We start from the raw sequence: 1,599 nt of genomic DNA on the forward strand, positions 1-1,599 counted from the left end.
CCTCGAAAAAGGCATCAATTTGATTCTCCAAATGAAGTATATTTACAATTATTAAACAATAATCAGGAATTCGCATTTATTAATTGAATCCACCAAAGTTAAACTCTTTTTTTTGACATAAAAACACATTTCCAGTCCTATAATTATAAGGATTACAATATGTTTTAAGGATTACTTTCTTCTGCAGTGGGTACTAAAATTAAAATTAATTAAATCACACGTAAATTCATTGTGACATAAAATTGTGAACTTCATTATATACAAGTATTCTCAATTACTCGATAATATATCTGCTAAACGTTATCTTTAATTTTACATTTACTTTAGCTGGAAACCAGTTTCATTTTGCAAATAGTTAAAAATTATGAAATTTTACAATAAAAATTGCTAGCTGCAACTGGTCGTTGTCAAAGGATGTTAAAGTTGCTTCTTTTAGCTATTTATATAATTTATTTTTTTTGTAGGGCTTATTAATACAAAAAAAATATTTACTAATAGACGATAATCAATTAATCTAAAATCTCCAAATAGTGCCAGTATAAAAAATTGTTTCACTATTTTACTCAAAACCTTTTAAATTTAATTTCTTAACGACAGGAATTTTATTCTTTTTTAATTTAAATTATAAATTTGGCATTACAGTTGCATATATATTGTATAATTTTGGCAATAAAAATTTCATACATGAAGCTAATTAAATTTTTTATCTTTTTTCTTTTTAGCATTTACTCGATTAATGCTCAGGTTATTCCTCAAGATACTACAAAAATGGGATATGAATTAACTGATGATGACTCGATCCTTAACGATACCATTCAGTTGCCCGAGATTTTAATATATAAGGAGAAGATGGATCCGGAAGCGAGAAAGCAATTTTTAATGCTTCAAAGTCGTGTTTATAAAACGTATCCTTACGCAAAACTCGCTGCTGAGAGACTAACGACTTTAAATATAGGTATGGCCAACCTGAAAACCAATAAAGAGAAAAAGAGATACTTTAAGATAGTCGAAGGTTATTTAAGTAATGAATTTGAAGCTAAACTCAAAAAGCTTTCCCGCAAGCAAGGTCAAATATTGGTAAAGTTAATACATCGCCAAACGGGCAATACAACCTATGAATTAGTGAAAAACCTTAAAAGTGGTTGGAAAGCATTTTGGTCTAATACTGCAGCTAGTATGTTTGACATTAATTTAAAGACAAAGTATACGCCTTTTGATGTTAATGAAGATTATTTAATAGAAACGATATTAATACGGGCGTTTGATTCTGGAAGATTACAAAATCAAAATCCTGCAATATTAGTTGATTACAATAATCTAACCGATTCATGGCAGTCCAAAGTGGTTACAGTAAAGAAATAACAATAACTTGGGCGTTTCCCATTATAAAAAAGAGGCTATTATCTAATTGGGTAGTAGCCTCTTTTTTATAATGGGTCGGGCTATTCGCTACAAGTCCTCGTCAAGTTGCGTTACACTTCACTTGGCTGCGGGCTTTACGCTACTATCCCTAACGCGGGGAGTTGTATAATTGATTTAGAATTCGGTGTACCTTATATATAGGTAGGTATAAATTGTCTTACTATAATAAGGACCGTA

General features: G+C 30.0%; 1 protein-coding gene. It reads left to right on the top strand.

From position 1 onward, the window contains the following. Positions 1 to 684: 684 nt before the first annotated feature. Positions 685 to 1,362 carry a DUF4294 domain-containing protein gene (locus tag IWX83_RS17045; protein WP_073355668.1) on the top strand — a complete coding sequence of 226 codons (678 nt, stop codon included), beginning with the start codon at positions 685 to 687 and terminating at the stop codon, positions 1,360 to 1,362. Positions 1,363 to 1,599 lie beyond the last annotated feature (237 nt).

It is taken from the genome of Flavobacterium sp. CG_9.1 (assembly GCF_015751645.1).
Classification (GTDB): domain Bacteria; phylum Bacteroidota; class Bacteroidia; order Flavobacteriales; family Flavobacteriaceae; genus Flavobacterium; species Flavobacterium xanthum.